The 26,983-nt window shown below is 70.6% G+C and carries 24 protein-coding genes and 1 pseudogene; 19 read left to right on the forward strand and 6 right to left on the reverse strand.

Annotation, left to right across the window (positions count from 1 at the left end; genetic code table 11):
- The first annotated feature begins 136 nt into the window (after positions 1 to 136).
- The 4 genes from MU407_RS02110 (at position 137) to MU407_RS02125 (ending at position 3,854) form a co-directional block, all read left to right on the forward strand.
- Positions 137 to 562: a hypothetical protein gene (locus MU407_RS02110; RefSeq protein ID WP_233190559.1), complete on the forward strand. Its 426-nt coding sequence runs from the start codon at positions 137 to 139 to the stop codon at positions 560 to 562.
- Positions 559 to 2,037 carry an FUSC family protein gene (locus tag MU407_RS02115; RefSeq protein WP_246954937.1) on the forward strand — a complete coding sequence of 493 codons (1,479 nt, stop codon included), beginning with the start codon at positions 559 to 561 and terminating at the stop codon, positions 2,035 to 2,037. The genes MU407_RS02110 and MU407_RS02115 overlap by 4 nt, the downstream gene beginning before the upstream one ends.
- Before the next feature lie 122 nt (positions 2,038 to 2,159).
- Positions 2,160 to 2,477 carry a DUF2516 family protein gene (locus tag MU407_RS02120; protein WP_246954938.1) on the forward strand — a complete coding sequence of 106 codons (318 nt, stop codon included), beginning with the start codon at positions 2,160 to 2,162 and terminating at the stop codon, positions 2,475 to 2,477.
- A gap of 693 nt (positions 2,478 to 3,170) precedes the next feature.
- Positions 3,171 to 3,854, forward strand: coding sequence for a hypothetical protein (locus tag MU407_RS02125; protein ID WP_246954939.1), 684 nt, complete (start codon positions 3,171 to 3,173; stop codon positions 3,852 to 3,854).
- Between the two features lie 278 nt (positions 3,855 to 4,132).
- Here the strand turns inward: MU407_RS02125 and fbaA are convergent, their stop codons facing one another.
- Positions 4,133 to 5,161, reverse strand: a complete 1,029-nt coding sequence (gene fbaA / locus MU407_RS02130) for a class II fructose-bisphosphate aldolase (RefSeq protein ID WP_246954940.1) — start codon at positions 5,159 to 5,161, stop codon at positions 4,133 to 4,135.
- 214 nt (positions 5,162 to 5,375) lie between these two features.
- On the opposite strand from fbaA, the pseudogene MU407_RS02135 reads away from it, so the two are divergent.
- Positions 5,376 to 5,471, forward strand: a pseudogene (locus MU407_RS02135) (IS5/IS1182 family transposase); the annotation flags it as partial.
- On the opposite strand, the gene MU407_RS02140 reads toward MU407_RS02135, so the two are convergent.
- Together MU407_RS02140 and MU407_RS02145 are read right to left on the reverse strand one after the other, a co-directional pair.
- On the reverse strand, positions 5,469 to 6,080 hold the full coding sequence (locus tag MU407_RS02140; protein ID WP_246955015.1) for a TrmH family RNA methyltransferase: 612 nt from the start codon (positions 6,078 to 6,080) through the stop codon (positions 5,469 to 5,471). The pseudogene MU407_RS02135 and the gene MU407_RS02140 sit on opposite strands and share 3 nt — an antisense overlap.
- A gap of 77 nt (positions 6,081 to 6,157) precedes the next feature.
- Positions 6,158 to 6,826: a DedA family protein gene (locus MU407_RS02145; RefSeq protein ID WP_246954941.1), complete on the reverse strand. Its 669-nt coding sequence runs from the start codon at positions 6,824 to 6,826 to the stop codon at positions 6,158 to 6,160.
- A gap of 112 nt (positions 6,827 to 6,938) precedes the next feature.
- Between MU407_RS02145 and MU407_RS02150 the strand changes: the two genes are divergently transcribed.
- Positions 6,939 to 7,871 carry a neutral zinc metallopeptidase gene (locus tag MU407_RS02150; protein WP_246954942.1) on the forward strand — a complete coding sequence of 311 codons (933 nt, stop codon included), beginning with the start codon at positions 6,939 to 6,941 and terminating at the stop codon, positions 7,869 to 7,871.
- A 48-nt stretch (positions 7,872 to 7,919) separates the two neighbouring features.
- Here the strand turns inward: MU407_RS02150 and MU407_RS02155 are convergent, their stop codons facing one another.
- A complete protein-coding gene (locus MU407_RS02155) occupies positions 7,920 to 8,513 on the reverse strand; it encodes an orotate phosphoribosyltransferase (protein ID WP_246954943.1) in 594 nt (197 codons plus the stop codon).
- A 23-nt stretch (positions 8,514 to 8,536) separates the two neighbouring features.
- Positions 8,537 to 9,391 (reverse strand): SDR family oxidoreductase, encoded by an 855-nt coding sequence (locus MU407_RS02160; RefSeq protein WP_246954944.1) that lies wholly within the window; start codon positions 9,389 to 9,391, stop codon positions 8,537 to 8,539.
- 73 nt (positions 9,392 to 9,464) lie between these two features.
- Here MU407_RS02160 and MU407_RS02165 point away from each other — a divergent pair, with 73 nt between their 5' ends.
- The 7 genes from MU407_RS02165 to MU407_RS02195 all read left to right on the forward strand — a co-directional run bounded on the left by MU407_RS02165 (position 9,465) and on the right by MU407_RS02195 (position 15,315).
- Complete coding sequence (locus MU407_RS02165) at positions 9,465 to 10,265, forward strand: exodeoxyribonuclease III (protein WP_246954945.1); 801 nt, start codon at positions 9,465 to 9,467, stop codon at positions 10,263 to 10,265.
- A gap of 425 nt (positions 10,266 to 10,690) precedes the next feature.
- Positions 10,691 to 11,920: a hypothetical protein gene (locus MU407_RS02170; protein WP_246954946.1), complete on the forward strand. Its 1,230-nt coding sequence runs from the start codon at positions 10,691 to 10,693 to the stop codon at positions 11,918 to 11,920.
- Entirely contained in the window at positions 11,917 to 13,122 is a 1,206-nt protein-coding gene (locus MU407_RS02175) for a TadA family conjugal transfer-associated ATPase (RefSeq protein ID WP_246954947.1), read from the forward strand. Before MU407_RS02170 ends, MU407_RS02175 begins: the two co-directional genes overlap by 4 nt.
- A complete protein-coding gene (locus MU407_RS02180) occupies positions 13,119 to 14,204 on the forward strand; it encodes a type II secretion system F family protein (RefSeq protein WP_102234824.1) in 1,086 nt (361 codons plus the stop codon). Before MU407_RS02175 ends, MU407_RS02180 begins: the two co-directional genes overlap by 4 nt.
- Before the next feature lie 159 nt (positions 14,205 to 14,363).
- Complete coding sequence (locus MU407_RS02185; RefSeq protein ID WP_233190561.1) at positions 14,364 to 14,570, forward strand: DUF4244 domain-containing protein; 207 nt, start codon at positions 14,364 to 14,366, stop codon at positions 14,568 to 14,570.
- Complete coding sequence (locus MU407_RS02190) at positions 14,570 to 14,980, forward strand: TadE family type IV pilus minor pilin (protein ID WP_102234825.1); 411 nt, start codon at positions 14,570 to 14,572, stop codon at positions 14,978 to 14,980. The genes MU407_RS02185 and MU407_RS02190 overlap by 1 nt, the downstream gene beginning before the upstream one ends.
- Positions 14,977 to 15,315: an Rv3654c family TadE-like protein gene (locus MU407_RS02195; protein WP_102234826.1), complete on the forward strand. Its 339-nt coding sequence runs from the start codon at positions 14,977 to 14,979 to the stop codon at positions 15,313 to 15,315. The genes MU407_RS02190 and MU407_RS02195 overlap by 4 nt, the downstream gene beginning before the upstream one ends.
- 113 nt (positions 15,316 to 15,428) lie before the next feature.
- Here MU407_RS02195 and MU407_RS02200 read toward each other — a convergent pair whose 3' ends face one another.
- Positions 15,429 to 17,885, reverse strand: coding sequence for a DEAD/DEAH box helicase (locus tag MU407_RS02200; protein ID WP_246954948.1), 2,457 nt, complete (start codon positions 17,883 to 17,885; stop codon positions 15,429 to 15,431).
- 94 nt (positions 17,886 to 17,979) lie between these two features.
- Here MU407_RS02200 and MU407_RS02205 point away from each other — a divergent pair, with 94 nt between their 5' ends.
- From MU407_RS02205 to MU407_RS02230, 6 genes are all read left to right on the forward strand, one after another.
- Positions 17,980 to 19,644, forward strand: a complete 1,665-nt coding sequence (locus tag MU407_RS02205; protein ID WP_246954950.1) for a methyltransferase — start codon at positions 17,980 to 17,982, stop codon at positions 19,642 to 19,644.
- Positions 19,641 to 20,597, forward strand: coding sequence for a phosphatase PAP2 family protein (locus tag MU407_RS02210; protein ID WP_233190562.1), 957 nt, complete (start codon positions 19,641 to 19,643; stop codon positions 20,595 to 20,597). The genes MU407_RS02205 and MU407_RS02210 overlap by 4 nt, the downstream gene beginning before the upstream one ends.
- Positions 20,598 to 20,697: 100 nt before the next feature.
- Positions 20,698 to 23,406 (forward strand): type I DNA topoisomerase, encoded by a 2,709-nt coding sequence (gene topA / locus MU407_RS02215; protein ID WP_246954952.1) that lies wholly within the window; start codon positions 20,698 to 20,700, stop codon positions 23,404 to 23,406.
- A 198-nt stretch (positions 23,407 to 23,604) separates the two neighbouring features.
- The gene (locus MU407_RS02220; RefSeq protein ID WP_246954954.1) at positions 23,605 to 24,954 is read left to right on the forward strand and encodes an ABC transporter substrate-binding protein; all 1,350 of its coding nucleotides are present in this window, start codon (positions 23,605 to 23,607) and stop codon (positions 24,952 to 24,954) included.
- A complete protein-coding gene (locus MU407_RS02225) occupies positions 24,951 to 26,114 on the forward strand; it encodes a sugar ABC transporter permease (RefSeq protein WP_246954956.1) in 1,164 nt (387 codons plus the stop codon). Before MU407_RS02220 ends, MU407_RS02225 begins: the two co-directional genes overlap by 4 nt.
- The gene (locus tag MU407_RS02230) at positions 26,111 to 26,977 is read left to right on the forward strand and encodes a carbohydrate ABC transporter permease (protein ID WP_102234831.1); all 867 of its coding nucleotides are present in this window, start codon (positions 26,111 to 26,113) and stop codon (positions 26,975 to 26,977) included. Before MU407_RS02225 ends, MU407_RS02230 begins: the two co-directional genes overlap by 4 nt.
- The last annotated feature ends 6 nt before the right edge of the window (positions 26,978 to 26,983 follow it).

Here is a 26,983-nt window from a genome sequence, read left to right on the forward strand (position 1 = left end):
TGCACGGCCCCCGTCGGGCGCTTCCTCCGCTCCCCTTTCGCCCGCTCCCCCTTCTATCCCTCTCCCCCTTTCTCTCACTTCTCCTTCTCCCGCGCTCTCTTCCCTTCCGCCGTGCGCCTGGGATGATGGAGTGATGATGAGCGAGGGCGAGGAGTGGACCCGCAAGCGCCATGAGGTGTTCGCCGCCAAGGAGCAGGCACTCAAGGCCGCACGCGAGCAGGAGCATGAGCAGGCCACGGCGATGATCCGCGAGGCTGCTGCGCAGTTCGAGGCCGCCGGGATCCCGGCTCGGCCGCTGCGCGCTCGACCCTTCCGTGGCTCCGGCACCATCCGCACCTCCCTGCACGGCTGGTACCTCAAGCACGATCGCACTCTCGCGGTGGATGCCGAGGGCCGGTACTACGTGATGCGAGTGGACGGCGGGCTGCTGAATCGTCTGCGCGGCGCCGATCCGGAGCCGAGCCCCGCCCCGCTCGTGGTGGGACGCGGGGCGCGGGACGGAGACACCTTCCGCCTGGAGGATCTGCTGCAGATGCGGCTCGAGGACCCGGTGACGCCATGAGCAGCCCCACACCCACCGACCCGATCCCGACGCCAGCGGGCGCGTCAGCCGATGCATCATCCCCGGACGGAGCGCCTCCCGCAGACTCCACCTCCACGGGATCGACGCCCACGGGCTCGACGCCCGCGGGGTCACCGCTCACCGGCGGCAGCGCTACGTCGGCCACCGGCGGCACGTCGACCGGCCCCACCCCCACCGTGACCGCCCCGATCCCGCTGCCGGACCGGGCCCGCGCCGCGGTGCGCACCTGGTTCTGGGACGGGCTGGGGCGCGGTCGCAATGATGCGCTGACCGTGCTCCGGGCGGCGCTCGCTGCGGCGCTCGCCTATTTCGTCTCCGGGCTCGTGTGGGGCCACGAGCACCCGTTCTTCTCCTCGATCGTCGCGTTCATCATCATCGGCTTCGGCATCGAGAAGAAGATGCGCAAGGTCGTGGACATGGCCTTCGGGGTGATGGTGGGGGTGCTGCTGGGCGAGCTGGCGCGCGGCGTCATCGGCTCCGGGACCTGGCAGATCCTTGTCACCATTCTCGTCGCGGGGATGCTCGCGCGGTTCATCGACTCCTCGGTGCTGTTCGGCTTCCAAGTCTCCATCCAGTCGCTGCTGGTGATGATCATGCCGGTCACGCCCGAGATGACGCCCGGGGGGCGGGTGCTGGATGCGCTGACCGGGGTGAGCGTGGCGATCATCGTGCACCTGCTGCTGTCCGGGGATCCGCGGCGTCTGCAGTCCCGCGCCGCGAAGGCGTTCTACCGAGAGCTCGAGGACTGCCTGGCCTCCCTCGCTCTCGCCGCCCGCAGCGGCGAGAACGCGGTGGCGCGGGCGGCGCTGCGGGCGCTGCGCAACGTCTCCCAGAAATACACCGACCAGTGGAAGCTCGCCAACGACGTCGCCAACGAGATGGCGACATTCTCCCCCTCCGGGCTGCGGCATGCCGATGATGTGGGGCGCCTGGCGCACCTGCTGATCGGCTCTGACCGGGCGATGCGGAACATGCGGATGATCGCCCGGCGCGAGGTGGAGTTCCTCGAGGCCGTGGGCGGGGATGCACACTCCACCCTGGCCGATGCGCTGCTCGCGGCCCGCGATGCCGTCACCGAGCTCAGCAACGCCGTGTCCCACCGGGACGTGGACTTCACCGAGGCACGGCGCCGGCTGCGGCTGTTCAGCTCCTACCTCACGCCGGAGATGCTGCTGCGCAACGACGAGGGGCTGCGTCCCGGTCGGGCCGGCCACTTCGAAGGCGTGACGCTCACGATCCAGCTGCGCTCGCTCGCGATCGACCTGCTGCAGGCCACGGGGCTCACCGCGGCGGAGGCCAAGCGCTTCCTGCCCAGCCTCGTGGTCGCGGCCGACGGCGATGCGATCGGGCCGCGACCGCTGACCCAGGAGATGCGCGCGCTCGAACCGCCCGCGACCACCGAGGCGATCGAGCTGCTGATCACCGACCGCTCCGACCCCAGCCGCCACAGCTGAGCGGGGTGCCGGGGCGCGGCGTCGGGGCGCGGCTGAGCGGGAGTCGGAGCGCGGCGGCAGTGCCGAGGCGGCGGGGCGCGGCGCAGCGTCGGGCGTCCAGCTCGGTTCCGTATCCTGGCCCGATGATCGCCCTCATCCAGATGTGGATCTTCGTCGTGCTGTCCCTCGCGCTGCTGGCCGTGGAGATCTGGGCGCTGATCAACGCGCTGCGCTTCCGGCCCGACGCCTATATCGCCGCAGGCAAGCGCACCAAGACCTTCTGGGGAATCCTCACCGGCGTGGCCGTGCTGTTGGGCTTTTTGTCGCTGCCCTACCCCGTGGGTCGCGGCGGGTCGATGCTGTTCATGCTGGCCGGGATCATCATTGCCGGGATCTTCCTGGCCGACGTGCTGCCTGCGCTCAAGCACGTCATGGGCCGCGCCCAGGGCCGCCGCTACTGACACCCGGGCGCTGACCCGCCCAGCCCCGTCGGCCCTACCCCGCAAATGTGAGATCCCGAGGCATGCCGGTGCCGAACATGCCACGGCACCTCACATTTGCAGCGGCACCGGGCATGCGCGGCGGCGTGGACCCCACGACCTATCCTCCACAACGGCCCGTCATCCACAACTCGCCTGTACCCGCTGCACGGTGTGCGCCGCGTCCGGCACTATCCGGGCATGCGCCGTACTCCAATTCTCCACGGAGCGCTCCTGCACCGAGAGCGCTGGATCGCGATGGGAATCTCCAGTCGGCGCCTGACCACGTCATTCGTGCGCATCTTTCCCGGTTTCCACACGCCCCGCGTATCCCCCGCGCACCTCGAGGACGTCTGCCGCGTCCTGCAGGAACAGGTCATCCCCGGTGCAGTCATCAGTCACACGACGGCGGCTGCGCTCTACGGGATTCCCTTGCCCTGGCATACCGACGGCGGCATCTCCCTTCTGCGCACCACGTGGAGCGCCGGGCATGAGCGCACCACGCTGTTCCGGTCCCCGGGTCCAGCAGCACTGCGCGGGAGCGACGCCGACCTCGCGCGCTCCACGCCTGCGGGGGCCCCGGACCTGTGCATCCCTCACCTGCACTGCACTGTTGCCCCAGGGGAGAATGCCTCAGCCGGTCCTCGTGTCACGGTGCATCGGACACTGGATCACATGTCTCGCACCCGAGACGGGCTGCGCATCTCCGCCCCCGGCCAGATGCTGCTCGAGCTCGCGCTGCTGCTGCCGCACGAGGATGTGGTGGTCGCGCTGGACCATGTGCTGGGGCCGACGGCGCCATTCGGGCATCTCACGCGAGAAGAGTTGCGCGATCGCCTGGAGCCGTACCTGGGGCGCCGCGGTGGGCGTCGGCTCCTCACGGCGCTGGATGATGCTCGGGCGGGCGTCGAGTCCCCCGGTGAGACGCACACCCGTCTGCTGCTGACGCGGGCCGGGTTCCCGGAGCCGACGATCAACCTGCCGGTCACGGACCCGGACACCGGCCGGCCGCGCCGGCTGGACCTGGCCTACGAGGACCTGCAGGTCGCGATCGAGTATGACGGCGACTGGCACCGTGAGCAGGACGTGTGGCGCGAGGACCACGCCCGACAAGACTCCCTGGAGTCGGCGGGCTGGGCCTTTCGCAGGCTCAACGCCGGGGACCTCGCGCAGCCCGAGCGTTTCTTGGTTGCGCTGCGCCGCACCATGCTCGCCCGGGGCGGGAACGTCCCCGCGCGCAGTCGCTGGGCCGACGGGGCGCTATCCCCGGGAGCGGTGCGTGCCCGAGAGCACGCCGCTCGGCGCCGAAGTGCGTCGGGTCGCAACGTGAGCGCACGGGCCCAGCGCCGAGCTGCTTGAGCCGCGGCCCCTGCCGACGGCGGGCCTGCCCCTGCCGCCCGGCCGCAGCCCCACCCCGCAGCGACCACACCCTGCAAATGTCAGATCCGGTGGCATGCCCGGCACGAACATGCCACCGGATCCGACATTTGCGCATTTGGGCCGGGTCTGCGCACGCAGAAGCGCCCGCCCCGCACAGGCAGGACGGGCGCTTCGTGCGAACAGGCGCTTCCGGTGCGCTCAGGCGCCCGGGCTTCTCAGCTCACGGGCAGCTCAGGCCCCGGCGCCGTGCGCTCGGCTCAGCCCTGGTGGGTGCCGGCGGAGCGGAGGTTCTCGCAGGCCTCGACCACGCGAGCGGCCATGCCGGCCTCGGCCTTCTTGCCCCAGGCGCGCGGGTCGTAGGCCTTCTTGTTGCCCACCTCGCCGTCGACCTTGAGCACGCCGTCGTAGTTCTCGAACATGTGCGAGACCACGGGGCGGGTGAAGGCGTACTGGGTGTCGGTGTCGATGTTCATCTTGATGACGCCGTTGTCCACAGCCTCGCGGATCTCCTCGAGGGTGGAGCCGGAGCCGCCGTGCATCACGAGGTCGAACGGCATGTCCTTGCCGTACTTCTCCCCGACGGCCTTCTGGATGTCCAGCAGGATCGAGGGGGTGAGCTTGACGTTGCCGGGCTTGTAGACGCCGTGCACGTTGCCGAAGGTGAGGGCGGTCAGGTAGCGGCCGCGCTCGCCCAGGCCAAGCTTCTCGGCGGTCTTCACGCCGTCCTCGACGGTGGAGAACAGCTTGTCGTTGGAGACGTCGGCCTTGACGCCGTCCTCCTCGCCGCCCACGACGCCGACCTCGATCTCGAGGATCTTCTTGGCCTCGACGGACTTCTCGAGCAGACGCTCGGCGATCTCGAGGTTCTCATCGACCGGCACGGCGGAGCCGTCCCACATGTGCGACTGGAAGATCGGGTCCAGGCCCTTCTTCACGCGGTTCTCGAGGTCCCACTCGATCAGGGGCTCCACCCAGGTGGGCAGGACTTCCTTGGCGCAGTGGTCGGTGTGCAGCGCCACGTTGATCGGGTAGTTCTTCGCCACGGCGTGGACGAACTCGGCCAGGGCCAGGGAGCCGGCCACGCGGTCCTTGACGGTGGAGCCGGAGAGGTACTCGGCGCCGCCGAAGGACACCTGGATGATGCCGTCGGAGTTCGCCTCGGCGAAGCCGCGCAGCGCCGCGATCGCGGTCTGGGAGCTCGAGACGTTCACCGCGGGGTAGGCGAACTTGCCGGCCTTCGCGCGGTCGATCATCTCGTTGTACTGGTCCGGGTTCACAACAGCCATCGGGCGTGTCTCCTTCGTGGAAAAACGGTCAGGGGCGACCCGTGTCACGCGCACCGCACCGACTACTCGGTGAGGCACCGTCGTCGGGGTCGATCATCCTCCACCATCCTCCCACATCGGCGACCGCTGCACCCCTGCCTGAGGTCCTGGCCCAGCGGTGCGCTAGGGGCGTGTCTTCTAACCTTGTGGTGGTCCTTGGTGTGTCGGTGGGCGGATGAGCTGGCAAGGCATGTTGTCCGACGCCCAGTGGGGATTGATCGAGCCGTTGCTCCCGGCTCGTTGGTGCGGACGACGAGGGCGTCCGCACTCAGGCCAGCGGCCCCTCCGGGATGTCCGCGTGCTGCACCACCCAGGTGTGCAGGGCGATCGCTGCGGCGGCCGCGACGTTGATGGAGCGGGTGGAGCCGAACTGGGTGATGCCGACGGTGAGGTCCGCGGCGTCGAGGATCTCGGGGCTGAGTCCGGGGCCTTCCTGCCCCACCACGAGCACGGCGTCGCGCGGCAGGGTGGTGTGTTCGATGGGCTGTGCGCCGGGCACGATGTCGAGCGCGACAACGGGCCTGCCCTGCTCGCGCGCCCAGGCCAGGAAGTGCGCGGCGTCGGGGTGGTGGATCTCGTGCTGGTAGCGGTCGGTGACCATGGCGCCGCGGCGGTTCCAGCGGCGGCGTCCGATGATGTGGAAGGCGCCGACGTTCATGGCGTTGGCGGTGCGGACGATGGAGCCGATGTTCGCATCGTGCTCAAGATTCTCGATCGCGACGTGCAGGGGGTGCCGACGGGTGTCGAGCTCGGCGATGATCGCGTCGCGTCGCCAGTACCGGTAGCGGTCCTGGACGTTGCGGCGGTCGCCGTGGGCGAGCAGCTCGGGGTCCAGGCGGGGGTCGTCCGGCCAGGGCTCGGGATGGGGGCCGACGCCGATCTCCCGGCCCGCGCTCGTCTCCCGGCCCGCGCCTGCTTCTCGGCCCGTGCCCTCTCCCCGGCCCGCTGCCGCGCTGCTCACTGCTGCCTCCGCTCGAGCTCGTCCATGTGCTCCGCATCCGGGTCGGGCAGCCCCTGTGCGCGACGCCGCCGGTCGCGCAGCACCAGCTTGACGATGAACCAGATGATCGCGATCCCCAGCAGCACGTACACGACCGTGGAGATGATGTTCGTCCACGGCTCGATCGCCGTCCAGTTGTCCCCGAGGAAGAACCCGAGGGTGATGAACAGGGTGTTCCAGATGGCGCTGCCGAGCGCCGTGAGCAGCGTGAACATCCCGATCGGCATGGCATACAGCCCCGCGGGGATGGAGATCAGCGAGCGCACCCCGGGCACCATGCGGCCGAAGAAGATCGCCTTGCTGCCGTGCCGCTCCATGAACTGCACCGAGGAGTCGTAGTCCTCGACGTGGATCAGCGGCAGACGGATCACCAGGCGCCGCAGCCGCTCGGGCCCGAGCGCCCGGCCGATCCCGTACAGCAGCCACGCCCCTGCCACGCTGCCGGCCACGGACGCGAGCAGCATCAGCACGAAGGAGCTGCCGCCGCGCCCGGCGTCCACGCCCGCGAGCGGCAGCACCACCTCGGAGGGGATCGGCGGGAACACGTTCTCCAGCAGGATCAGCAGGAACACCCCGAGCGGCCCGAGGTCACCCATGATCTGCACGGCCCAGTCGACGATGTTCATGCTCTCTCCCTTGCGCTGCGGCGGGGCGCTGCGGCATCGGGACGCTACCACCCACCCCGTCCTCCCGGTTACAGCGGTGACCTGGGACACGCCCGCGGTCTACCCTGTGCGCATGACCTTCAACCCGAATGCGGAGATCCGCTCCGACAACGTCTCAGCCTCCGGTGGCGGGGGCGGTTTCCGTCCGCGCGGTGGAGGCCTGCCCGGTGGCGGTGGCCTAAAGATCGGCGGCGCCGGCGGCTGCGTGCTGCTGGTGGTCATCCTCATCTTCACGCTGCTGGGCGGCAACCCGCTGGATCTGCTGGGTGGCGGGCCGCAGCCGGCTCCGGCCCCGCAGGCGCAGGAGGGTGAGGGCCTGGAGCACTGCCAGACCGGTGCCGATGCGAATGAGCACGACGACTGCCTGGTGCAGGCCACGATCGAGTCCGCGGATTCGCTGTGGGAGAGCCTCGCCCCGGAGGCGGGCATCGACTTCGACTACCCCTCGGGGGTCATCTTCGAGCAGGGCGTGCAGACCGGCTGTGGTGGCGCCACCTCGGACGTCGGCCCCTTCTACTGCCCGGCCGACCAGACCATCTACGTGGATGTCACGTTCTTCGATGCCCTGAGCGGTCAGCTGGGTGCCGATGGTGGGCAGCTGGCGAAGATGTACGTCGTCGCCCACGAGTACGGGCACCACATCCAGTACCGGGCCGGGACGATGCAGAGAATCGACCGGGAGGCCACCGGTGAGCAGTCCGATGGGGTGCGGCTGGAGCTGCAAGCGGACTGCTACGCGGGCGTGTGGGCACATCACGCCACCTCCACCACGGATGATCAGGGGCAGGCGATGCTGCAGCCGCTAACCAAGGAAGACATCGACTCAGCGCTGTCGGCGGCGAGCGCGGTGGGCGATGACCACATCCAGGGTGAGGTCTCCGGTGGGGAGGCGCGCCCGGATACGTGGACGCACGGCTCCTCCGAGCAGCGCCGCCACTGGTTCACCACCGGCTATGAGGAGGGCACGGTCAAGGCGTGCGACACCTTCTCCGTGGATCAGGTCTGAGCTCCGTGGATCAGGTCTGAGGGTAGGCGCCGCGCCGAGGCGCGCTGGTCAGATCTCCAGTTCGCTGATGTCGTAGGCGGCGAGGTAGCGGTAGCCCGCCTGCTCGACGGCCTCACGGGAGGCGTCAGAGCGATGGACGATCACAGCGACCGCAGCAATATCGGCCCCCGCTTCGGTGAGCGCCTCGCAGGCGGTGAGCACGCTGCCGCCGGTGGTCGAGGTGTCCTCCACGGCGATCACGCGTCGACCGGTGACGTCGGGCCCTTCGATCCGACGCTGCAGGCCGTGGGCCTTCGCGGCCTTGCGCACCACGAAGGCGTCAAGCCCGGTGGTGCGCGGATCAGCGGCGGAGGCGTGCAGGATCGAGGTGGCCACGGGGTCGGCGCCGAGGGTCAGCCCGCCCACGGCCTGAACCCCGTTAAGGAGTCCTTCGCGGTCGAACAGGTCCAGCATGACGCGGCCGACCAGCGGGGCGGCCTCGTGGTGGAGGGTGATGCGGCGCAGATCCACGTAGTGATCCGCTTCCTGGCCGGAGGAGAGGATGACGTGGCCGCGCACCACGGCGAGATCACGGATCAGCTCGCGCAGCCGCTCCCGGGCGGCATCGGAGGAGAGGGTCTGCGAGGCGGGGGCGTTCGACATGGTCGCCAGGGTAATGCAGCGCCTCAGGCGTCCGGCTCGTCCTCGCGCTGCCAGGGGGCCTTCAGCTCTCGACGGGAGGCGTGGCGGCGGGAGCGGTGCACCGTGCGGGCCTGGAGGCGTCGGTACCAGTTCGGGGAGGTGAGGGCCCGCACGAGGGGACGCGGGGCGATGCGGGAGACCTCCCCTGCGGTGCGGTACTTGACCGACGGGATCGACAGCACCGCCCCCTTGGCGGTGTCCTTGAGTGCCTGCTCCACCACATAGGGGGCTTTCTGCCAGGTCACCCGGGGCAGACCCTCCATGTTCATGCTCGCCCGCTCATGGAATTCAGTCTGCACGAAGCCGGGCAGCAGCGCGGTGGCGGTGACGCCGGTGCCCTTCAGCTCCATGGCGAGAGATTCGGTGAACACGGTGACCCAGCTTTTGGAGGCAGCGTAGGGCCCGGCGGTGGTGTAGCCGGCCAGGGAGGAGACGTTGAGAATGGCGCCGCAGCGGCGCTGGACCATGGTGCGGGCGGCGGCGTGGGAGAGCACCAGGACGGCTCGCATGAGGGTGTCCATCTGGGCTTCGTGGTCCTCGATGCCGATCTCGAGGAAGCCGCCGCGCAGCCCGTAGCCGGCGTTGTTGACCAGCAGGTCCACCCGGTCCACGGGGTCGGTGAGGCGGGTGGCGACGCGGTCGAGCTGCTCGCGATCCGAGAGATCGGCGCTCAGCACCTCGACGGTGACGTCGTGGACGTCACGGATCTGCTCGGCGACGGCCCGCAGTCGCGCGTCATCCCGCGAGACCAACACGAGATCATGCCCGGTGCCGGCGAGCTGCCAGGCGAATTCGAGCCCCAGCCCGGAGGTGGAGCCGGTGACCAGCGCGCGTGCCATGGCCGAAGCATACGACCGGCACTATCCGGGCGGGGTCCGATGGGCGCTGCACCGGGCCCGTAGGATCGAGCTCATGCGCATTGCGACCTGGAACATCAATTCCCTGCGAGCCCGTATGGACCGCGTCATCGGTTTCCTGGACCGGCATGAGGTGGACGTGCTGGCGCTGCAGGAGATCAAGGCGAAGCCCCAGCAGCTGGATCTGGCCCCGTTCGCGGCGGCGGGCTATGAGGTGGCGGTGCACGGGCTCAATCAGTGGAACGGCGTGGGGCTGATCTCCCGGGTGGGGCTTACGGATGTGCGACGCGAGCTGCCAGGGGTGCCGACGTGGCCGGAGGATGACAGCGGTGTCATCGAGGCGCGGGCGCTGTCCGGGGTTGTGGGTGATGGCCTGCGGGTCTGGTCGCTGTATGTGCCCAATGGCAGGGAGCTGGAGCATCCGCACTACCCGTACAAGCTGCGCTGGCTGGAGGCGCTACGCGCGGAGGGGGCGCGGGAGCTCGCGGAGGATCCGTCGGCCCGGGTGGCGCTGGTGGGGGACTTCAATGTGGCGCCGCAGGATGAGGACGTGTGGTCGATGGAGTTCTTCGAGGGCAAGACCCACGTGTCCGAGCCGGAGCGGGCGGCGTTCCGGGCCGTCGTGGAGGCGGGGTACGCCGATGTGGTGCGGCCTGAGCATCCGGGGCCCGGGGTGTACACGTACTGGGATTACCAGGCGCTGCGCTTCCCGAAGAGGGAGGGGATGCGGATCGATTTCGTGCTGGGCTCGCCCACGGTGCAGCAAGCGGTGCGCGGCACGTTCATCGACCGGGAGGAGCGCAAGGGCAAGGGCGCATCCGATCATGCGCCCGTGGTGGTGGACCTGGAGCTGTAAGGCGCGCTGAAGCTGTAGCGCGCTCTGGAGCTGTAGCGCGCTCTGAAGCTGTAGGGCACGGGGCGGCAGAGCTGTCGGGGTGCCGCACGCCCCCTGGTCATCACCGCCGCACGAGGTGCGCACACGAAAGAGCGGCGTCGCGATGAATCGCGGCGCCGCTCCCCGACGAGACCTGGTCATCGGGATCAGGCGTACACGTGATCTGGCTGCGGTGCCGCTTTCGGCGGCTCACAGCCGGTCCGTTGCGGGGACCAGTCGTACGTGGGTTCCGATGGGGTACTTCGTCGTTGTGCAGATCACACTACGCCTTCCTGGAGGGGGTGGCAAGGACTTGGGTCCCGCGACCTTTCCTCCACAACGGGGGTTCATCCACAATCGGCACCCCCTCCCTGGTGCGCTCGCCGTGATCTCGTCACGCTGGCGCCATGACCAGCACCATCACGACGCATCAGGCGAAGACGAGCCGCCGCGGCGCCGGCCCTGCACGTGACAGCGAAACCGCCCCGGTCGGCACCGCGGGACCGGACGGCACCGCAGAACCGAACAGCACGGCACGATCGGGCAGCGCACCGCGCCTGGGGCTGCTGCGCGCAACCTCGCGCACCGGCTCCGCTCCCACGCGGCCCCCGTCGGTATTCCCCACCGGGCGAGACCGCACCGCGCACAGTGCGGCACGGGTGGCATGCATCGGGGCCGACGGGCCGCTTGCCGCGCAGATCCGTGACCACGTCTCCGCGGCGGGAGCGCAGCTCGCGCCAGAATCCGATCTCTCGGGGTGTGCACTCCTGGTCGTCGCGGCGAGCGCGCTGCCGCTGACTGCTCCCCTGCCGCCACGCACCCCGGTGCTCATCGTCACCGCGCAGGAAGAGGTCGCGTCCTCAACGTGGAGCGCAGCGCTCGCCCTCGGGGCACTCGCGGTGCTGCGTCTGCCCGCGGAGTCCGAACAGCTGCTGTCCCTGCTGGCGGACCTCACGCGGCCGCGCAGCCGGGCGCTCATGCTCGGTGTCGTCGCCGGCTGTGGTGGTGCGGGCGCCTCATCGTTCGCGGCGCGGCTCGCGGGGGCGGCACGCCGGCACGGCACCGTCACGCTGGTGGACGCTGATCCGCGCGGCGGGGGCCTGGATCTGTTGGTGGAGGCGCCCGACGGGGAGGGTGCCACGTGGGCGGAGATCGAGACGCTGGGCCCGGAGGACGGGGCGGCGCTGCGGGAGAACCTGCCGGTCATTGACGAGGTGCGGCTGCTCGGGGCGGGCGATGGCCCCGGCGCGCAGGACGTGATGCTACCGCGGGCGCTGTCAGCTCTGGCAGCGCTCGATGGCACCGTGGTGGTGGATCTCGCGCCGGAGCTCGTGCCCAGCGCGCACGAGCATCTGGATGCGCTGCTGCTGGTGAGCCGAGCCGATGACCATGCGGTGCGGGCGGCCGCCCGGCGGCTGCGCGACTGGGCTCTGCCGGTGGGGCTCGCGCACCTGGTGGTGCGGCGGCGCGGCCCGCTGGATGCCCGCGATGTCGCCGAGGATCTCGCGCTGCCGCTTGCGGCGAGCTTTCGGGATTTCTCCCCGGCGGTGGTGCCGCTGCTGGATGTACGTCGCCGCGGCGCGGATCGGGCGGCTCGGGAGCTGCTGGATGCCCTGGCTGAGGAGATCCCGGCATGAGCCCGGCAGCGGGCGAGGAGGACCTCACCGATCTGGTGGAGGTCGTGCGGGAGGATCTGGTGCGCCACCCGGGGGTGGTGGATGTGCCGCGCGTGGTGCGGGTGCTGCGCGAGCAGGGACGGGTGCTCGGGGCCGCGGCGATGCTCGAGCTGACCGCGCAGCTGCGCGATCACGTCGACGGGCTCGGCCCCTTGCAGGGGCTGCTCGGCCCGGAGGTCACCGATCTGCTGGTCAACGATGACGGCACGGTATGGGTCGACGATTCCAGCGGGCTGCACCGCACCGAGCTACGCCTGGATGCGGAGGCGGCGCGGGACCTGGCGGTGCGGCTCGCGACCGCTGGGGGTCGGCGCCTGGATGATGCGGTGCCGTGGGCCGATGCGCACCTGCCCTCCGGGATCCGTTTCCACGCGGTGCTGCCGCCACTGTCCCCGGGCGGGGCGATCCTCTCCCTGCGGGTGCCGGGGCGGCAGCGCCTGGACCTGGGGGATCTGGTGCGCCTGGGGGCGATCAGCCCGACGCTGCGCGCGGTGCTCGAGCAGGTGGTCGCCGCACGGATCCCGTTCCTGGTCACCGGCGGCACAGGGACGGGGAAGTCCACGCTGCTGGCGGCGATGCTGCGGGAGGTGACGCCCGCTGAGCGGATCGTCGTGGTCGAGGATGTGCTCGAGCTGCAGGTGGAACATCCGCATGTGGTGCATCTGCAGTCACGGCACGCCAACAGCGAGGGCGTCGGCGCGGTGGAACTCGCCACGCTCGTGCGGCAGAGCCTGCGGATGCGCCCGGACCGGATCGTGCTGGGCGAATGCCGTGGCGGGGAGATCCGGGAGCTGCTGCAGGCGCTGAACACCGGACATGAGGGCGGCTGCGGCACCGTGCATGCGAACACCGCCGCAGATGTTCCGGCACGCCTGGAAGCACTGGGAGCGCTCGGCGGACTGGACCGGCAGGCGCTGGCCGCGCAGGTGGCCAGCGCCCTCAAGGTCGTGATCCACCTGGGGCGCGAGGCCGGGGTCCGCGCGGTGCAGGAGATCGCCCTGCTGGTCCGCGTGGCCGATGGGACGCTGCACGCGCGCACCGCTCTCGAGGTGCGCGGGGGCGCTCTGCTGGAAGGACCCGCCGCGGGGGATCTCTCGCGGTGGCTGCATGCCCCAACCCCCGTCACGGGGCCCTCGGCGGGGCATCGGAGGGCCGTGGCATGACAGTTCTGCTGATCGCGGCGCTGCTGATGCTGCTGTGGGTGCTCGCCCCACCGAGCCGCCACGCCCCGGGGCCGCAGGTCTCGGGGGCGGGGCGGCGGCATCGGGCAGGTCCGCTCGAGGTGGCGCGGGCGGTGGAGCAGCTGGCCACGGTCCTCGCCTCCGGCTCCACGATCCGGCAGGCCTGGGCGGCAGTGGGCCGCTCCGCGCCCCCGGGGGACCTCGCGGATCTGGCTCGGGCCGGGGCTGCCGGGGCGGATCCGCGACGGCCCGGGGCTGGGCGGTTGCACGCCACGGCGATGGTGCGCTCGCTCGGGACGGCACTCGCGGTGTGTGAGCGCACCGGGGCACCCACCGCGGTGATGCTCGAGCATCTCGCCGAGGCACTGCGGGATCTGCATGACGCGGCCCTGGCGCGGCGCAGCGCGTTCGCCGGTCCGCGGTCCACGGCCCGGATCCTGCTGGTGCTGCCGCTTGGCGGGCTTGCGCTCGGGGCGCTGCTGGGCGGGGATCCTCTGCACCTGCTGCTCAGCACGCCCGGTGGGCACCTGCTGGGCGCCGTAGGCCTGGCTCTGACTGTCGCCGGCTGGTGGTGGATGCATCGGATGCTTCGCGCGGCGGACCCGCCCGCGCCCGTGGGGCTCGACGGATCGGTGCTGCTGGAGCTCGTGGCGGGCGCGCTCGAGGCCGGGCTGCCGCTTGCGAGCGCCGCGCAAGCGGTGGCCCAGGCGCTGCCGACCAGCGCAGACCGTGAGGCGCTGGAGCGTTTCGCCTCCGGACTCCATTCCGGACTGGGTGCCGAACGTGCCGCGCGTGCGCTCCCGACGCAGCTGGCCGCCCTAGGACGCAGCGCCGTGCTCGCCGAGGGCACCGGCGCGGACCTCTCGAGGGTGCTGCGCTCGGCCGCCCGGGATGGTCGGCGGGGCCGGGCCCGGGACGCGGAGGTGCGCGCCGCGCAGCTGGCGGTGCGGCTGGTGCTGCCGACAGGGCTGACGCTCCTGCCGGCGTTCGTGGCGCTCGGGATCATCCCGACCGTGATCTCCCTGCTCGGCGGCACGCTCTCCCCCGGCGCCGCCGTCCCCTGACTCCCGGAGCTCGCTCCGGATGCGCCGCCGACGCAGGCGGCGTGCGGCAGCTGCGGCTGCCACCCCGGGCGGACACCCGTCCTCCCGGTACCCCTGCAGCGCTTCCGTGTGGGTGCTGCGCCACCGGACGGCACCTGCCGTCCTTACCCCGAAGGAGAGATGACCATGACCCTCACGATGATCCGGATGCGCCGGGCTGTGCACCGCGTGCTGCACGACCAGACCGGCGCCTCCACCGCTGAGTACGCCATCACGGTGCTCGCAGCCTGCGGTTTCGCCGCCGTGCTGGTGGCACTGCTGGCCTCCGGTGAGGTGCGCGAGCTGCTGATGGGCATCATCACCTCTGCCCTGTCCAAGGGGCAGTGATGCCGCGGTGCGCCCGGTCATCCCTCCTGCGGGATGACCGGGGCTCCGCCACCGCGGAAACGGCGATCGTGCTGCCCGTGGTGGTGACGATGGTGGTGGTGCTGATCCTGGCCGGGGCGGGCCTTGCTACCCAGGTGCGCCTGGAATCCGCGGCCCGCGGCGCCGCGAGGGAGCTCGCGCGTGGGGAGGATGAGGCTGCGGCGGTCGCGGTCGCGCAGCGGATCGGCGGGCAGGGCACCGCGGTGAGCATCACGCGCGCTGACACCTGGGTGCACGTGGAGGTCACCCGCACCCTGCAGGCCGGGCCAGGACCTCTCTCGGGGGCCAGCTGGCAGCTCGACGCCGATGCGGAGGCCCGCCTCGAGCCGACCCTGCTGGGTGCGGACACACAGGCCGGAGGTGGCCCATGAGCACCGGAGCCGCATCGGTCCTCGCCTGGACGGGGACCGCGAGCGTGATGGTGGGGGCGATGGCGCTGCTGGGCGGCGGACTGCTCGCCCAGGAGCAAGCGGGCACCGCCGCAGACCTCGCGGCCCTCGCCGGAGCAGATGCGCTCGCCGCCGCGAACGCACATCCCTGCGCGGTCGCCGCGGAGGTCGCACAGCGCAACGATGCACGCCTCACGTCCTGCGAGCGCCGCGGCTGGGATGTGCTCGTCACGGTGGAGGTCCGGGCAGGTTCCCTGCCGCTGCCCCCGGCGAGCGCCCGCGCCCGCGCCGGACCCGGACCGGAGGAGCTGCCGTGAGATCGCGGCGAGGCCCTGCTTGTGATGCACCGCAAGGAGCCTGCGTACGGTTGTGCGCCGCCGCGGCGGCGGGGACGAGCGCGAGAAGCTGCTGCCAGCGAGCCCCGCACCCCTCACTCCTGACGCAGCAGCCCGAGCAGTGTCGCAGCGCCCGGCTTGGACAGCGGCTCATTGCCGTTGCCGCATTTCGGGGAGACCACGCAGGCGGGGCAGCCGGCGGCGCAGGGGCAGGCGGCGATCATGTCGGCCGTAGCGCGCACCCACGCGGCGGCGTCGTCGGCCCCGCGTTCAGCGAAGCCCGCGCCGCCGGGTGCCCCGTCGTACACGAAGATCGTCGGTGCCTCGGTGTCCTCGTGATGCGCGGCGGAGAGTCCGCCGATGTCCCAGCGGTCGCATGTGGCCAGCAGCGGCAGCATCGAGATCGCGGCATGCTCGGCGGCGTGCAGCGCCCCGGGCAGCTCCTCCGCATCGATCCCCGCTCCCTCGGTGAGCTCGCGCGGCAGCGTCCACCACACGGCCTTGGTGGTGAGAGTGCGCGGCGGCAGGTCCAGGGGATGCTGGGCCAGGACCGCCTGCGTGTACACGTCGCGCACCTGGTAGCCGGTGACCTGGTCGGTGACCTCCACGGTCCCAAAGCACAGGCGCACCCCGTCCTTCCAGGGCGCCTCCCGCTCCACCTGGCGGATCCGCAGGGTCGAGGCGGACTGCGGATGCGTGGAGTGCAGGGGGTCCTCGCGGTGCACGAAGGCGACGGCCTGGTCCACATCCAGGTGGTCCACCACGAAGCTGCGGCCCTGATGGATATACACCGCGCCGTCGTGAACCTGCGTGTGGGCGCTCGCCGCATCGACAGTGCCCAGCAGGCTGCCGGTGGCCTGCTCGACGATCCGCACCGGCTCGCCACCACTGCCGCGCAGATCGGTGAGGTCATGCGCGGATTCGCTGAGCGTCCAGTACCAGCCGCTCGCGCGAGCCCGCAGCACCCCGCGCCGCGCGAGCGTCGTCAGCAGTTCCCGCGCGGTGGGCCCGAAGATCTCCTCCTCCCCATCGCGAATAGCGAGCTCCGAGGCGGCCGCGCACAGGTGCGGGGTCATGACGTACGGGTTCGCGGGATCGAACACGGCGGCCTCCACCTCGACGCCGAACAGCGACTCCGGGTGATGGACGACGTACGTGTCCAGTGGGTCCTCTCGTGCGACGAACAGTGCGAGCGCCCCGGCATCGGCTTCCTGGGAGCGCCCGGCGCGGCCGAACTGCTGCCACAGCGACGCCCGCGTACCAGGCCAGCCGGCCACGACCACCGCGTCCAGACCCGCGATGTCGATGCCGAGCTCGAGCGCATTGGTGGAGGCGAGGGCCCGCAGCTCCCCCGAGCGCAGCGAATCTTCAAGGGCCCGGCGTTCCCGCGCCAGGTAGCCGCCGCGGTAGGCGGCGATCCGGCTGGCCCGCTCCACGAGGCCCGGCCCGTCGGTCTGCTGCGCCTTCTGCTCCAGCAGGCGCCGCGCTCCGGAGGCCACGAGCTCGGCGCCGCGGCGGGAGCGGGTGAACACGAGAGCCTGCACATCCCGCTGCACGAGGTCTGCGAGCAGGCCCGCCGCCTCGGTGGTCGCCGCGCGGCGCACGGGGTCCTCACGTCGGGCCGGGGCCTCCTCGTCCCCAGCCGGGGCATCCGCATCCACAGCTGGGGCGCCCCCGTCCCCATCGGGTTCTTCCCAGGCCGCGGGGTCCCCGCGACCGTCCACGCGCGCCAAAGTGCCCGGTTCCCACAGGCCGATGGTGAGCCCGGCCCGCGGGGATCCATCCTCGGTCACGGCGACGACGTCCCGGCCGATCAGCCTGCTCGCGGAGATCTCCGGGTTCGCGGTGGTCGCCGAGGCCAGCACGACCGTGGGCTCGGCCCGATAGTGCGCCGCCACCCTCCGCAGGCGCCGCAGCACCATCGCCACATGACTGCCGAACACGCCGCGATACGTGTGGCACTCATCGACCACGATGTACCGCAGGGCGCGCAGGAAATGCGCCCACTGCTCATGCCCGGGCAGGATCCCGAAATGCAGCATGTCCGGGTTGGTGAGCACGAAGGTGCCGTGGCGGCGGATCCAGCGCCGCTGCTCGGTGGGGGTATCGCCGTCGTACACGGCCGCGCGCACATCCCGCAGCCCCGCCTGATCGGCGAGGGCCTGAAGGTTCGTCAGCTGGTCGGCGGCCAGCGCCTTGGTGGGCGCGAGGTACAGGGCGGTGGCGCGCGGCGCCCGGATGTCCAGCTCCCGCGCCCCAATCGCGGTCAGGGCCGGCAGCTGGTAACCAAGCGACTTCCCGGAGGCGGTGGCGGTCGCGATGACAACGTCCTGCCCATCGTGGGCGAGGCGGGCCGCCTGCTCCTGGTGGATCCACGGGGCGGTGATCCCCCGCCCGGCAAGCGCCTCCACCAGCCGCGGATCGGTCCACTCGGGGAAGCTGCCCTGCCGGCCCGCCCGCCGGGGCCGCTCCTCGATATGGGTGAGGCAGCCGCGACGCGTGAGCGGAGCCGAGAGCTCGGTCAGGAGGTCGCGTGCTGCACCAGCGCGCATGGCCCTCCATCCCGCGCAGACTCCCACAGAGCCTGCACATCTCCCCTGCCGGGCCACCCAATCGGGCCCGGTCGGCTGGGGCACAATCGTAGCCATGCCCACCCACACGCCTCCCGCTCCCCCACGCGTGCTGCCCACGCAGATCACGGCCCTGCGGGCGGACCTCACCGCTGCGCGTTTCACGAGCGAACGGATCGAGGAGCTGCTGGGCGAGGTGGCGCTCGGAGCGCTGCGCCGGGAGAACCCCGTGCCCGCCCGGCGGATCCTCGCCACCAGCACCGATCCCGCGGCGGTGCTCGCGCAGCTCTTCACCCTCGGGGTCGCCCTCCCCCGCCCCGCGGTCGAGGCCGCCCTGCCTCAGCTCGGCGTCGAGGGCGCCGCGCAGCTCGGGCTCGTGCGCCTCGGCCCGCTCTCGGACGGCACAGGGTCTACGCGCACCAGCCCCATCCCCGGGGCCGACGGGAACCAGCTCGTCCACCCCCTGCTGGACCTCTCCCCCTACTCCGCCACGGATGATGCCGGGGAGATCACCTGGTGGATCGCCTCGGATCTCTCCGAGCTCGCCACCGGCGCGGCACTGCACCCCGAGCATGTGCTCGGCGTGGGCGGCGCCTCCCTGACCCTCGCCCGCCTCACCCCGCGCACGCCCAGCACTCGGGTGCTGGATCTGGGCTGCGGCGGCGGCATCCAGGCGCTGCACGCCTCCCGGCACGCCAAGCACGTCACCGCCACCGACCTCTCCGAGCGGGCCCTCGCCGACGCGGCCTTCACCGCGGCACTGAACGGCATCGACCTCGACCTGCGGCACGGCTCGCTGCTCGAGCCTGTAGCCGGGGAGCGCTTCGACCTCATCGTCTCCAATCCCCCGTTCGTCATCACCCCGCGCACAGCCGATGAGGACGCCTCCGGGGCCTGGACCTACCGCGATGGCGGCCGCGCCGGGGACACGCTGCTGGCCGAGCTGCTGCAGGACCTGCCCGGCCACCTGGCCCCCGGCGGGCGCGCCGTCATGCTCGGCAACTGGGAGATCACCGACGTCGAAGACCCCTTCGCCCACCCCACCGCCTGGCTGCAGCACGCCCTCGCCGACGGGGTGGATGCGTGGGTGGTCCAGCGCGAGAGCGAGGACCCTGCCCAGTACGCGGAGACCTGGGCGCGCGACGGTGGTATCACCGACCGCGACCTGCGCTGGGCGGAGCTCATCACCGCCTGGCTCGAGGACTTCGCCGCCCGGAACGTGACGCGCATCGGCTTCGGTTACCTGCTGCTCCACCGACCCGAGGACTCCCAGTCCCCTACCCCGTCCGCGGACCAGCCCACCGCCCGTTCCGGCGCTCACACCGCCCCCGCGCGCCGTGGCGTGCTGCGCACCGAGACCGTGCCCGGCACCGGCAGCGGCACGCTCGCCACCCACCTCGCTGCCGGGCAGGACATGATCGCCCGTCTTGCGACGCTGAGCGATGAGGAGCTGCTGGCCTCCCGCCTCATCCGCGCCGAGGACGTCGTCGAGCGCCGCCACCTCACTCCCGGGCAGTTCGATCCGATGCTCATCGAGCTGGTGCAGGGCGCGGGGCTCGCCCGCACCGTCCCCGCGGACCAGCTGCTCGCCGCGACCGTCGGCGCCCTGGACGGCACCCTCACCCTGGGGCAGGTGATCGGAGCGGTGTGCGCGCTGACCGACGCCGATGCGGACGCCGCCCAGGCCCAGCTTCTGCCCCAGATCCGCGAGCTGCTGATCACCGGCATGGTGACCCTGTGAGCGAGGCCGCCGGGCATCCGTCGGCCCGCCCCACCGCGCGCATCCCGAGCCTCGCCCGGCCGCTGCTGTCCCTGCTGGCCGCTGTTCTGTGCGCCGCCGCCGTGATGGCCCTGGCCCGTCTCGCGGTCGGCACCCCGAGCGGACAGCGGCTGGACCAGCTGATCCTCTCCGGCGCTGCACAGCACGACGGGCTGCTGTCGCAGGTGGCACCGGCGGCGGTGCAGACCGTGAGTCTGCCCGTCATCGCCGCGCTGCTGGGGCTCACGGCGCTGCTGGTGCTGATCCGGCGGCGCACCGCCCTGCTGCTGCCGCTCGGTGTCGCGGTGCTCGGTGCGAACCTCACCACCCAGGTGCTCAAGCACCTCGTGGTCACCCGCGAGGCCCTCGCCCCGGGCATCGAGGTGACCCCGAACTCCTTCCCCTCCGGGCACACCACTCTCGCGGCGACAGCCATGATCGCGCTGGTCCTCGCCGCTGGGCGGGTCCGGATCCTGCTCGCGCCGCTCGGGGCTGCGTGGACGCTCGCCGCCGGGATCGGCACCCTCGTGCTGGGCTGGCATCGGCCCAGTGACGTGATCGGCGCGATCACCGTCGCCGCCGCCTGGACGTTCCTCGCTCTCGCTATGGATGGGCTGGTGACCCGTGCGCGCCTGCGCCGGGGCGGCTCCGCCCCGGCCCGACGGCGGCTCATCGGAAGGGACCGCACCACCGTCCTCGAGGTCGCCGTGACCGTGCTCATGGGCCTTGTCGGGCTCGCCGCGCTGGGGCTCGGCGTCGTGCGGTTCATCGGGCTCGGCCTGCCGCTGGACCTGGATGATCCCAGCCAGCAGCTCGCGGCCGTGGATGCCATGACGGCGCTGATCGGTGGCGGCACCGCGGTGTGGCTCGCGCTCGTGCTCGCCCTGCGCACGCCGACGTCCCTGCGGCGAGCACCCGCTGACCGTGTACCGTGAGCAGACGCCGCACGGGGGCACCCCGGCCGGCTGGTGATCTGGCGGCACCCGGCCGCAGCTGATGGGCCGCGCTGAGCGCGGCGAGGAAGGAACACGCACCGTGACTGGTGGACGGCATCTGGTGATCGTCGAGTCCCCCGCGAAGGCTCGCACGATCGCGCGCTACCTGGGGGATGACTACACGGTCCTCGCCTCGGTGGGGCATATCCGCGACATCCCCGTCCCCCGTGACCTGCCCGCCGACATGAAGAAGGGCCCCTACGGCAAGTTCGGGGTGGACGTCGACTCCGGTTTCGACCCGTACTACGTGGTCAGCCCCGATAAGAAGAAGACCGTCGCGGAGCTGAAGAAGGCCCTCAAAGAGGCCGACACCCTCTACCTCGCCACGGATGAGGACCGCGAGGGTGAGGCGATCGCCTGGCATCTGCTGGAGACGCTGAAGCCCAAGAAGTCCCTGCCGGTCAAGCGCATGGTCTTCCACGAGATCACCAAGGACGCCATTGCCGAGGCGCTGCGCACCACCCGCGACATCGACACCCACCTGGTGGATGCGCAGGAGACCCGTCGGATCCTGGATCGCCTGGTGGGCTTCGAGCTCTCCCCCGTGCTGTGGCGCAAGATCAAGCCCAGCCTGTCGGCGGGCCGCGTGCAGTCGGTCGCGACCCGCCTCGTGGTCGAGCGTGAGCGGGAGCGCATGGCCTTCGTGCCCGCCGACTATTGGGACGTGACCGGCACGTTTGCCGCCGAACCGGCGTCGGGCGCCGATGCCCCCGCCTTCACCGCCCGCATCGCCACGGTGGATGGCTCCCGGGTGGCCACCGGCTCGGATTTCGCCGACGACGGCACCCTCAAGCCCAAGGCGAAGAACGCGACGGTGCTCACCGAGGCGTCGACCCGTGAGCTTGTGACCGCGCTCGAGGACGCCCCCGCGACGGTCACGGGCCTGGAGTCCAAGCCGTACACCCGTCGGCCCGCCGCCCCCTTCACCACCTCCTCCCTGCAGCAGGAGGCGAGCCGGAAGCTGCACCTCGGCGCCCGCCAGGCGATGCGGGTGGCGCAGTCGCTGTACGAGAACGGCTACATCACGTATATGCGTACCGACTCGGTGACGCTCTCCGGTGAGGCGATCCGGGCCTCCCGGGCGCAAGCCGCGGAGCTGTACGGCTCCCAGTTCGTGCCCGAGAAGCCCCGCTACTACCAGAACAAGTCCCAGGCCGCGCAGGAGGCGCATGAGGCGATCCGCCCCGCGGGGGATCATTTCCGCACCCCCGCCGAGGTGGCCGGGAAGCTCTCCGGGGACGAGTTTCGCCTGTACGAGCTGATCTGGAAGCGCACTATCGCCTCCCAGATGGCCGATGCGAAGGGCACCACCTCCTCGGTGGAGCTGACCCTTACGCGCAACGAGCGCACCGCGACGTTCCGCGCCTCCGGCACCGTCATCACGTTCCGGGGCTTCCTCGCCGCCTATGAGGAGGGACGGGATGCCACCCGCTACGGCGAGGACGAGCGCGGCGACAAGCGTCTGCCGCAGATGAGCGAGGGCCAGCAGCTGGACACCCGGGAGCTGGCGCCTGACGGGCACACCACTACCCCGCCGCCCCGCTACACCGAGGCCTCGCTCGTGCGGGCCCTCGAGGAGCGCGGCATCGGCCGCCCCTCCACCTACGCGTCCACCGTCGCGACCATTCAGGACCGCGGGTACGTGTTGCGCCGCGGCACGGCGCTGGTGCCCTCGTGGACGGCGTTCGCGGTGGTGCGCCTGCTGGAGGAGCATTTCGGCACCTTCATCGACTATGACTTCACCGCGCAGATGGAGCAGAGGCTCGACCATATGGCGCGCGGTGAGCTGGGGCGCGCCGAGTACCTCGAGGAGTTCTACCGCGGCGATGGCAGCGAGGGCCCCATCGGCCTGAAGCCCATGGTCGATGACCTCGGGGAGATCGACGCCCGGGCCATCAACTCGATCGATATCGGCGAAGGGATCAGCCTGCGGGTGGGCCGCTACGGCGCCTACCTCGAGCGTCCCGCCCGCGATGCCAACGGTGAGCTGATCGAGGGGGCGGATCCGCAGCGCGCGAACGTCGCCGATGATGTGGCGCCCGATGAGCTGGACGTCGAGCGGGCGAAGGAGCTGCTGGAGCGGGCGAAGGACGACGGGAAGGTGCTGGGCACCGACCCGGCCACCGGCCACGACATCGTCGCCAAGGACGGGCGCTACGGCCCCTACGTCACCGAGGTGCTGCCTGAGGCCACTGACGACAGCGGCAAGCCGCTGCCGAAGACCAAGCAGCCCAAACCCCGCACGGCCTCGCTGCTGAAGTCCATGGAGCTCTCGACGGTGACGCTCGAGGACGCCCTGAAGCTGCTGAGCCTGCCGCGCGTGGTGGGCACCGACGCCGACGGCACCGAGATCACTGCGCAGAACGGGCGTTACGGCCCCTACCTCAAGAAGGGCACCGACTCGCGGTCCCTGACCAGCGAGGAGCAGATCTTCACGATCACCCTCGAGGAGGCGCTGAAGATCTACGCGGAGCCAAAGCGTCGCGGTCGGGCCGCGGCGAAGCCACCGCTGAAGGAGCTGGGCACGGATCCCACCTCGGGCAAGCCCATCGTCATCAAGGACGGCCGCTTCGGCCCGTACATCACCGACGGCACCACGAACGTCTCGCTGCGCTCCACCGAGCGGATCGAGGACATCACCGAGCAGATCGCGGTGGACAAGCTGGCGGAGAAGCGCGCCAAGGGACCCGCGAAGAAGCCCGCACGGCGCACCAGCACGCGGCGCCGCAGCAGCACCAAAAGCAGCTGAACGCCAACGCCACCAGCTGAGTGCGAGCGTCACGCGCTGATCACCCGCGCGGCCAACCCGCGAAATGGTCGGATGTCACGGAGGCACAACGTTTCTCTATCGGACCCGGGCGTACGTCACCTGTTGCCGGAAGGCCCTGCGCGGAGGGTTAGAGTGCAGGTAACCCCATTCATCAGAGACGATGCGAGGAGCATTTCCATGCGAATGAATCCCACCCGGCGCGCGATGCTGGGCGGCGCTGCGGCCGCCACTGCTGTCGGTCTGGCCGGATGCCTGCAGAACCCGAATGAGGGCGGCGGCGGTGACGGCGGCGGCGGTGGCTCCGCTGGCGGCAACGCCGGTGATGGCACCGTCACCATCCTCGGCAACTTCGGTGGTGTGGAGGCCGAGGGCTTCAACGCCGCACTGAAGTCGTTCTCCGAGGAATCCGGTATCACCGTCGAGTACACCTCCGACCAGGACTTCGTGAACACCATCCGCACCCGCGCCGGTGCGGGGGACGCCCCGGATATCGCGCTGTTCCCGCAGCCGGGTGCGCTGCTGCAGATGGCGCAGGAGGGGCACATCGCCCCGATCGAGGACTACCTGGACGTGGAGGGCCTGAAGTCCACGCTGATCGCCGGGTTCCTGGAGTCCGCGACCGCGGAGGACGGCACGATCTACGGCGCCCCGATGCGTCTGGCCGTGAAGTCCCTGGTCTGGTACCCCATCAAGGCCTATGAGGAGGGCGGCTGGAACGCTGAGCCGGCCACTTTCCAGGAGCTCATGAAGATCGGCGACGAGATCAAGGACAGCGGGATCGCCCCCTGGTCCGATGCATGGAACGCCGATCAGGCCACCGGCTGGGTGGGCACCGACTGGCTCGAGGAGTTCGTGCTGCGCATGCACGGCCCGGACGTCTACGACCAGTGGACCAAGCACGAGATCCCCTTCAACGACCCGCAGATCCTGGAGTCCCTGGACGCGCTGGGCGAACTGCTCAAGGGCGAGGGGAATGTGCTGGGCGGCTCCCAGACCATCCTGAACACCGCGTTCTCCGAGGCGATTCTGCCGCTGTTCGAGGAGGAGCCGCGGGCGATGCTGCACCGTCAGGGCAACTTCGTCACCGGCTTCCTGCCCGAAGAGATCCAGGCCGATATGGACAACCTGGTGGGCGTGTTCGCACTCCCGCAGTGGGAGGGCGGCTACTCCGAGGGCAACCCGATCATGGGCGGCGGCGACCTCGCAGCCCTGTTCAACAAGGAGGACGATGAGGCCAAGAAGGTCATGGAGTTCATCACCTCCGCGGACTTCGGTGCCGAGTGGGCCGAGGCCGGTGGCTGGCTGAGCCCCCACCAGACCTTCGACACCTCCCTCTACAGCGACGAGATCACCCGCCAGGTGGCGGAGATCGCCTCCGAGGCGGCGGTGTTCCGCTTCGACGGCTCGGATCTCATGCCTGGTGAGGTGGGCGGCGGCTCCTTCTGGACCGCGATGAACGAGTGGATCGGCGACGAGAAGACCTCCCAGGAGGCCCTGGACGCCGTCGAGGAGTCGTGGCCGGCGTGAGTGAGGGCAGCACAGCTGTTCAGGAGCCCGCCTCCAGCACGGAGGCGGGCTCCGCCGCACCATCGGGCACCGGTGCCCGGCCCGGCCGCCTGCTGCTGGGCGCAGCCGGCGCGATCGGCACGATCTACCTGATGTGCACGATCTTCCTCGCCTTCGCGTGGTACCCGAAGGTGTTCTTCCACTCCCAGATCCTCATCGGCCTGCTGGGCCTGGTGGTGGGAATCGGCGGAGCGATCGTCTTCTTCTGGTTCTTGAACATGGCGATCGAGGGTCTGCCCGCCCGGTTCGCGCGCGGGTTGATCCCCTACGCCTTCCTGCTGCCGGGGTTCTCTCTGATCGGGTTGATGCTGGTGTATCCGACGGTGCAGACCGTCGTGTACTCCTTCGCGAACAAGAACTCCACCGCCTGGGTGGGGATGCGCAACTACCAGGAGATCTTCGCCTCGAAGGGGTTCTGGACGGCGCTGACGAACAACCTGCTGTGGGTGCTGGTGGTGCCGATCATCACCGTGGCGTTCGGTCTGCTGGTCGCGGTGCTGGCGGACAAGCTCTCCGCCTCCGGGGAGAAGGCGGCAAAGTCCTTCATCTTCCTGCCGATGGCGATCAGCTTCGTGGGCGCCTCGACGATCTGGGGTCTGGTCTATGCCTACAGCTCCCCCGGGGCGGAGCAGACCGGTCTGCTCAACGCCATCGTGGTGGGGCTCGGCGGTGAGCCGCAGACCTGGCTGCAGATGAGCGACTTCCGCCTGAACTCTCTGCTGCTGATGGTGATCTTGATCTGGCTGCAGACAGGTTTCGCGATGGTGCTGCTGAGCTCGGCGATCAAGGCCGTGCCGGAGGACACCGTGGAGGCCGGGCGGATCGACGGCGCGGGCGAGTTCCGGATCTTCTGGCAGATCATCTTCCCGCAGGTGCGCGCGGCGGTGCTGGCGGTGTTCATCACCGTGCTGATCGTCGTGCTGAAGGTCTTCGACATCGTGTACGTGATGACCAATGGCCGCAACAGCACCGACGTGATCGCGAACCTGTTCTTCCGCAAGCTGTTCACCGAGCAGAACGCCGGGCATGCCTCCGCGGTGGTCGTCGTACTGCTGCTGCTGGTGATGCCGGTGGTGTTCTACCAGATCCATTCGTACCGCAAGCTGGAGGAGGAGCGATGAGCGTCGGACGCATGAAGGACGGTCGTCGCCGCTCCCCGGTGGCGATCGTGGTGATGGTGGTGCTGGCGATCCTGTGGACGCTGCCCACCTTCGGGATGCTGGTCACGAGCTTCCGTTCACGCACCGATGCAGCGACCTCCGGCTGGTGGTCGGCGCTGCTGAATCCGTTCGAGGCCTCGTGGACGCTGGATAATTACCAGCGGCTGTTCGAGAACACCCCGGTGGGTGGGACGCTGCTGAACTCGGTGGTGGTGGCGGTGCCGGCGACGGTGCTGCCGATCATGTTCGCGGCCTTTGCCGCCTACGCCTTCACCTTCATCAAGTTCCCCGCCAAGGAGCTGTTCTTCCTGCTGGTGGTGGCGCTGATGGTGGTGCCGATCCAGGTGGCGTTCCAGCCGCTGCTGAACCTGCTGGGCCCGCGCGGCCTGGGGATCTCGGGACAGTTCGTGGCCGTGTGGCTGCTGCACACGGGCTTCGGCATGCCGCTGGCGATCTACATCCTGCGCAACTACATGAGCGGTCTGCCGTACTCGGTGATCGAGTCCGCGAAGATCGACGGCGCCACGCACTACCAGACGTTCTGGCGTCTGGTGGCGCCGATGTCCGCCCCGGCGATCGCCGCGTTCGCGACGCTGCAGTTCCTGTGGGTGTGGAACGACCTGCTCATCGCCCGTCTGTTCCTGGGCGGCGGCTCGAACACCACGATCATCGTGGCGCTGCAGCAGCTGCTGGGCACGCAGGGTCAGGGCGCGGAGCTGCTGACCGCGGGCGCGTTCATGTCGATGCTGATCCCGCTGATCGTGTTCTTTGCGCTGCAGAACTTCCTGGTGCGCGGCATGACGGCGGGTTCCGTCAAGGGTTGATCGACG

It is taken from the genome of Brachybacterium sp. Marseille-Q7125 (assembly GCF_023062615.1).
In the GTDB taxonomy this organism is placed as follows: Bacteria; Actinomycetota; Actinomycetes; order Actinomycetales; family Dermabacteraceae; genus Brachybacterium.